Source organism: Lysobacter sp. CCNWLW3 (assembly GCF_036697405.1).
Lineage (GTDB): Bacteria > Pseudomonadota > Gammaproteobacteria > Xanthomonadales > Xanthomonadaceae > Lysobacter.
Genome location: NZ_JBAHWA010000009.1, coordinates 140,084 through 146,886, shown reverse-complemented (window position 1 = coordinate 146,886; position 6,803 = coordinate 140,084). Strand labels below are relative to the sequence as shown.

Here is a 6,803-nt window from a genome sequence, read left to right as displayed (position 1 = left end):
CTCTTTGGTTACTTTCTCTTGGGCCAGCAAGAGAAAGTGACCCGCACGCGCAGCGGGCGGAAGCCGTTGACCTTCGTATCAACCACGCAAAGCAAGGGCAACAGCAAATCCTCCCCAACCTACCTAGCCCGCAGGCATAGCCCACGGGCGTTCAGCCGCGCACGAACCTGCGATTCGTAAACGCACGGCTTCACCCTCTCCAAAGGAGGGACCCAAAGGCGAACAAACCCCTGCCAACGCCGTGGCCGAGGTTCGCGATCGCGGCTCACGCCGCTCCCACAGAAAGCCGGCTCCATCCGAAACCAACGACGTGGCCGGAGTTCGCGGTCGCGGCTTGCGCCGCTCCTACAAAGGTCCCGGGCAAGAGAAAGTGACCCGCACGCGCAGCGGGCGGAAGCCGTTGACCTTCGTGCCAACCCAGACGAAGCGCAAGCAAGAGCAAATCCTCCCCAACTCGCCCGGCCAGCAAGCATAGCCTGCTGGCGTTCAGCCGCGCACGAACCTGCGATTCGTAAACGCACGGCTTCACCCTCTCCAAAGGAGGGAGCCAAAGGCGAACAAACCCCTGCCAGCGCCGTGGCCGAGGTTCGCGATCGCGGCTCACGCCGCTCCCACAGAAAGCCGGCTCCATCCGAAACCGACGACGTGTCCGGAGTTCGCAGTCGCGGCTTACGCCGCTCCTACAAAGGTCCCGGGGAAGAGAAAGTGACCCGCAGGCGCAGCGGGCGGAAGCCGTTGACCTTCGTGCCAACCCAGACGAAGCACAAGCAAGAGCAAATCCTTCCCAACTCGCCCGGCCAGCAGGCATGGCCTGCTGGCGTTCAGCCGCGCACGAACCTGCGGTTCGTAAGTAAACGCACGGCTTCACCTTTTGATAAAGGAGGGAGCCAAAGGCGAACAAACCCCTGCCAACGCCGTGGCCGAGGTTCGCGATCGCGGCTCACGCCGCCCCCACAGAAAGCCGGCTCCATCCGAAACCAACGACGTGGCCGGAGTTCGCAGTCGCGGCTTATGACCGAAGGAAATCCCCGTGGGACGCCGCTCCCACAGAGAGCCGGTCCAAACCGACGACGTGAACGGAGTTCGCGGCCGCGGCTAGCGCCGCGCGTCCCGCCGGAAGAGCGACCGCGGCACGCGGTCGCTACGCCTTCGCCAGCATAGGCGGCAACGGGCAATGCAGCACCGCGCAGATCGTGCGCAGCAGCTCCGCTTCCACCACCGCGACTCGGTTGTCGTGGCTGATCGCCGCGGTCACCGCCTCCACCAGCAATTGCTTGGCCAGCGGATCAAGCGCATCCAAAGCCTCCCACACCCGGTCCAGCGCCAGCACGCCGTCGGCGGGCGGCGCGTAGGGCCGGTGCTCCTGCGGCAGCACGCGCTGCAGGCCGGCCAGGTAGGCGCGCTGCGCGGACGCCGCATTGGCATGCCCGCTCTGCGCGACCACGGCCAGCAGCGTCGCCAGTTCCGCCGCCACCGCTTGCGGCTTGCGTCGGCCGAAACGCGCGTGGCGCGACGGGTCCAGCGACTCGGTCACCTGCACCGTAAGTAGGCGCGCCAGGCAGTACTCGAACAGCGAGACCCGGCCGTCGGCGTTGACCGCCGCCTGCACCGCGTCCATGAAGGCGTCCAGTTGCGGACGCGGGCGCAGGCGCAGCACCGGGAAAGCCAGCGAGGCCAGCGGCAGGCGCAGCATCGGATGCAGATCGGCCAACGCCTGCGCGCGCAGGCGGCGCACCTCGTCGGCCAGCTCCGGCCCCATGCGCGCGGCGATCTCGTAGTGCTGGCGCGCGGCGATCTGGGCGTCCTCGTCCAGCAGCAGCGCCAACAGCAAGGGCACCACCGTGTCGCGCTGCATCGCCAGTGCGCGCACCGCGTCGGGCAAGGTCGCGACGATGCTGTCGGCGCGGCGGTAATCGTCGGCGCCGGGGTGCGCGACCTGGGCCGAGACCATGGGCGGGGTCAGCGCGTGCCGGCTGTCGAGGCCCGGCAGCGGCGGTGGCTGGGCCGTGCCGGTCAGGCCCATCGCACGGTCTTCGTCCAGGCCATGCGGCGGCTCGATCGCCCAGCGCCGCGTCAGGCCTTCCAATTGGTCGGCGCGGAACGAGGGCTCCAGCGCGCGGATCCGTTCCAGCAGCGGCGGATGGGTCGCGAACCAGCCGCTGAATCCCACGCCGTCGCCGAACAGCATGTGGCTGAGCTCCTCGGCGTCGGCGCGGTCGTTGAGCTTGGCGCCCTCGTGCAGGCCGCCGATCTTCTTCAGCGCGCCGGCCAGGCCCGAGGTCTGGCGGGTGAACTGCACCGCCGAAGCGTCGGCCAGGCGCTCGCGGCTGCGACTGACGCTGGCCTTGATCATGCGGCCGAAGAACTGGCCGACGTAGCCGACCAGCATCGCCACCAGCGCCGCCACCAGGATCGCGCCGATGCCCTTGCTGCCGCGCCCGCCGCCGCGCCCGCCTTCGAGGATCTTGCGGCCGATGATGGCCAGCATCAGGATCCCGAACAGCGCCCCGATCAGGCGGATGTTCAGGCGCATGTCGCCATTGAGGATGTGGCTGAACTCGTGCGCGATCACGCCCTGCAGCTCGTCGCGATTGAGCCGGTCGAGCGCGCCGCGGGTCACCGCGACCACCGCGTCGGAGGGCGAGTAGCCGGCCGCGAAGGCGTTGATCGCGGCCTCGTGTTCGAGCACGTAGAGCTTGGGTACCGGCACGCCTGACGCGATCGCGATTTCTTCGACCACGTTGCGCAGGCGGCGCAGACCGAGGTCCCGGGTGTCTTCCGGCACCGGCACGCCGCCCATCTGCAGGGCGACCGATTCGCCGCCGCCGCGCAGGCTGGAGATGCGATAGAGCGAGCCCAAGCCGATCACGCCGATCGTGCCCAGCGTGGCCAGGGCCAGCAGGACGGGATGCGCGCCGGCGAACACCAGCACCGCCAGATCCACCGCCAGCACGATGCCCAGCACGGCCAGGGCGAACAGCAGCACCAGCCAAGTCGAGCTGCGCCGGGCCTGGGCCTGGTGTTCGAAGAAGTTCATGCAGGAAACCCGGGATTCGAGATTGGGGATTCGGGATTCGCGAAAGCAGGTCGCCGGCTTGGCGAATCCCGAATCCCCAATCCCGAATCCCGGCCGTTTAGAACTGCACCTTCGGCGCTTCGCGCATCTCGGCGCGCTCGGCCGGAATCTCCAGCAGCGCCGCGGCGGCGAAGTTGAACATGCCGGCGATCACGCTGGACGGGAAGATCTCGCGCCGATTGTTGTAGGCCATGACCGAGTCGTTGTAGGCCTGGCGCGCGAACGCGACCTTGTTCTCGGTACTGGTCAGCTCTTCGGTGAGCTGCATCATGTTCTGGTTGGCTTTGAGGTCCGGATAGGCCTCCGAGACCGCGAGCAAACGGCCGAGCGCCCCATTCAGCTGGCCCTGGCTCGCCGCCAGCCGCTCCATCGCCGCCGGGTCGCCGGGGTTGGCCTTGGCCGCGGCCAGGCCCGATACCGCCGCGCCACGGGCGGCGATCACCGCTTCCAGGGTCTCCCGTTCATGGCTCAGATAGCCCTTTACCGTCTCGACCAGATTCGGGATCAGGTCGAAGCGCCGCTGCAGCTGAACGTCGATCTGGGCGAAGGCATTCTTATAGGCGTTTCGGGACGTCACCAGGGCGTTGTAGATGCCTACGACCCAAACTGCGACGATCGCCACTAAAGCCAACAAAATCAGAATGCTGAACATGGTTGTTCCCCAATCCCCTTAGATCGGCGCTATTATCGGTCGCAACCCAGCATACGCAGGCGCTGCGACCGATGAAAGACGAGCCGAACCCGCGGTTGCGGCGCACCTTCTGGCGCGTGGCTAGCCTCGCCGGGCTGCTCACGCTGACCCTGGGTTCGGCCGCGCAAACCTCGCTGCGTTGGAACCCGCCGACGTCCAACGCGCGCACCGCCAGCGCCGAACCGGCGCATGGCCTCCCGCAACCGGTGTCGAGCTATGCGACCCGTCGCGGCAACATCATGCCGCTGGCTTCCGGCTTCGACGTGCAGCAGTTCGAAGGCATGGCCCAGCAGCTGGTCGCCAATCAACGCGTGCCCGGCCTGGCCATGGCGATCGTGCACAACGGCCGCATCCTCAGCGCGCGCGGCTATGGCATCACCGACGTGCGCGCGGCCGAACCGGTCGATGCCCATACCGTGTTCCGTCTTGCGTCCCTGTCCAAGGGCGTGGCCGCGACCATGGCCGGCGTGCTGGTCAACGACGGCACCCTGCGCTGGGACAGCAAGCTGGTCGACTACATGCCCGGCTTCCAGCTGGTCGATCCCTATGCGGCGCAGCAGATCACCGTGGCCGACCTGCTCAGCCATCGCGTCGGTCTGACCCACAACACCTACGACCGCGATCTCGAGAACTACACCGACTACCGCACGCTGACGCAGAAGCTCGCGTACGCGCCGATGTCCTGCCAACCCGGCACCTGCTACGGCTATCAGAACATCGCCTTCAGCCTGATCGGCGACGTGGTGTTCGCCGCCACCGGCGATTTCTACAGCCAGGAAGTGCAGCGCCGTCTGTTCAAGCCGCTGGGCATGAACGACGCCAGCCTGGGCCTGGAAGGCATCACCGCCAGCGCGCGCTGGGCGCGCCCGCACGTGCGTGCGCGCGGCGGCTGGACCTCGGTCACGCCCAAGCCGACCTACTACCAGCTGCCGCCCGCCGCCGGCGTCAACGCCAGCGCCAGCGACATGGCGCAGTGGCTGCTCGCGCAGACCGGGCATCGCCCCGACGTGCTGCCGGCCCCGTTGTTGGCGACCTTGCATCAGCCGCTGGTCGACACCCCCGGCGAAACCCGCGGCTCGGCCTGGCGCCGTTCGCGCGTGAGCTCGGCCGGTTACGCCCTGGGTTGGCGCGTATACGACTACGCCGGCCATCAGCTGGTGTTCCATGGCGGCGCGGTGCAGGGCTATCGCGGCCTGGTCGCGCTGCTGCCCGAGCGCGACCTCGGCATCGCCGTGCTCTGGAACAGCGAGAGCGCCCTGCCCTCCGGCCTGCTCCCGACCATCCTCGACCGCGCCATCGGCTTGCCGCCGGAGCGCTGGCTCGACGTCGACTTCGACGACCCGACCCTCTACGTCGACGCCGGCAACCGCGGCCGCACGCCGGCCGATCCGCCGGGCAGCGAAGCCTCCACCGCGACCGCCGCGCCGCGCTAAGCGGCGCGCCACGCCCTCTCCCGTCGTGCCCCGCCGTGCGCATGCGCGGTGGGCGGCCGCGCGCGTGCGTACGCGCGTGGCTGGATGACGCAGCGACTCCCGCAGCCCGGTGCGCGTTCGCGTTGGCCGCACACAGGCCGCATGACGGCACGGAGCACGCCGATTCGCAGCAGACGGCGGCGACCGTATCGATGCGGGCCACCTCTTTCCTGTACCTGAACTCCGGCTCGGAATCGGGACCGGCGTGGCCGTATCGACGCGGGCCAGCGGTGCGGCGCGACGGTGCGGTTCGCCTTCGGCTCACCACACCCTACGGCGCGCGCAGAAGACACGGCTTGCCGGGTAGACGGGCCGCGAGCCGGACATACACGAGTCGCGGCGATGAGGGTCATGTCACCGCGCCACTCGTAGGATGCGGTGGCAACCGCATCGGCACGGGCCGACGGTGCGGCGCGACGGTGCGGTTCGCCTTCGGCTCACCACACCCTACGGCGCGCGCGGAAGACACGGCTTGCCGGGTAGGCGGGCCGCGAGCCGGACATACACGGGTCGCGGCGATGAGGGTCACGTCACCGCGCCACTCGTCGGATGTGGTGCAACCGCATCTGCGCGGGCGGCCGGACCTGCGCGATGGTGCGGTTCGCCTTCGGCTCACCACACCCTACGGCGAGCTACGGCGGGCGCGGAAGACACGGCTTGCCGGGTAGACGGGCCGGAGCCGGACATACACGGGTCGCGGCGACGAGGTCACGTCACCGCGCCGCTCGTCGGATGTGGTGCAACCGCATCGGCGCGGGCGGCCGGACCTGCGCGATGGCGCGGTTCGCCTTCGGCTCACCGCACCCTGCGGCATTCGGATGGACCGGTTCCCACACGCGGATGGGGCGCGGGCGACAATGCCACACCCGGTCGCTCGGACCTGCCGCGCCACGCCGACGGCTGGCGATGCCGGACCCCGCGGATTTCCGGAGCCCCAAATAAAAAACTCTCCCCCCGCCTGGGCTGCGGGGAGAGAGCGGGATTACGGCTATCGGGGCTTTATTAGATCAGCGGAGCCGGGGTCGCCGGCAGGGCCGTCGCGGCCGGCTTGCGAGCCGACTTCTTCGAGGCCTTCTTCGCCTTCTTGGCAGGCTTCTTGGCAGCCTTCTTAGCAGCCTTCTTGGCAGCCTTCTTAGCGGGCTTCTTGGCTACCTTCTTAGCGGCCTTCTTGGTCGCCTTCTTGGCGGCCTTCTTAGCCGGCTTCTTGGCGACCTTCTTGGCAGCCTTCTTGGCGGCCTTCTTAGCCGGCTTCTTGGCGACCTTCTTGGCGGCCTTCTTGGCGACCTTCTTGGCCGGCTTCTTGGCGACCTTCTTGGCGGCCTTCTTGGCTACCTTCTTCGCAGCCTTCTTGGCGGCCGGCTTCTTGGCGACCTTCTTCGCAGCCTTCTTGGCGGCGGGTTTCTTCTTCGCAGCTTTCTTCATGGCCATGTGATGGCTCCTCGTCAGTGGTTGATCAGCGATTGATCAGGGGTATTGCCGGTTTGAAGCCCAGTTGAACCAGAGCCGCGGGAGTCGGACCCGCGAGCAGCCGCCGACGCGCGAGCGCGCCGGTACGGATTCTTCC

At 68.3% G+C, this 6,803-nt stretch carries 4 protein-coding genes; 1 reads left to right on the top strand and 3 read right to left on the bottom strand.

Features of this window, described 5'->3' with window-relative positions:
- Positions 1-1,141: 1,141 nt before the first annotated feature.
- Both V1318_RS15240 and V1318_RS15235 read right to left on the bottom strand, forming a co-directional pair.
- Entirely contained in the window at positions 1,142-3,037 is a 1,896-nt protein-coding gene (locus tag V1318_RS15240) for a M48 family metallopeptidase (protein WP_332940554.1), read from the bottom strand.
- A 97-nt stretch (positions 3,038-3,134) separates the two neighbouring features.
- Entirely contained in the window at positions 3,135-3,728 is a 594-nt protein-coding gene (locus tag V1318_RS15235) for a LemA family protein (protein ID WP_332940553.1), read from the bottom strand.
- A gap of 71 nt (positions 3,729-3,799) precedes the next feature.
- Between V1318_RS15235 and V1318_RS15230 the strand changes: the two genes are divergently transcribed.
- Positions 3,800-5,200, top strand: a complete 1,401-nt coding sequence (locus tag V1318_RS15230; protein ID WP_332940552.1) for a serine hydrolase domain-containing protein — start codon at positions 3,800-3,802, stop codon at positions 5,198-5,200.
- A 1,041-nt stretch (positions 5,201-6,241) separates the two neighbouring features.
- Here V1318_RS15230 and V1318_RS15225 read toward each other — a convergent pair.
- Positions 6,242-6,667 carry a hypothetical protein gene (locus tag V1318_RS15225; RefSeq protein ID WP_232910433.1) on the bottom strand — a complete coding sequence of 142 codons (426 nt, stop codon included), beginning with the start codon at positions 6,665-6,667 and terminating at the stop codon, positions 6,242-6,244.
- Between the last annotated feature and the right edge of the window lie 136 nt (positions 6,668-6,803).

Excerpts from the sequence above, each read along its gene's own strand:
- V1318_RS15240 (WP_332940554.1), bottom strand. The coding sequence starts at position 3,037 with ATGAACTTCTTCGAACACCAGGCCCAGGCCCGGCGCAGCTCGACTTGG.
- V1318_RS15235 (WP_332940553.1), bottom strand. The coding sequence starts at position 3,728 with ATGTTCAGCATTCTGATTTTGTTGGCTTTAGTGGCGATCGTCGCAGTT.
- V1318_RS15230 (WP_332940552.1), top strand. The coding sequence starts at position 3,800 with ATGAAAGACGAGCCGAACCCGCGGTTGCGGCGCACCTTCTGGCGCGTG.
- V1318_RS15225 (WP_232910433.1), bottom strand. The coding sequence starts at position 6,667 with ATGGCCATGAAGAAAGCTGCGAAGAAGAAACCCGCCGCCAAGAAGGCT.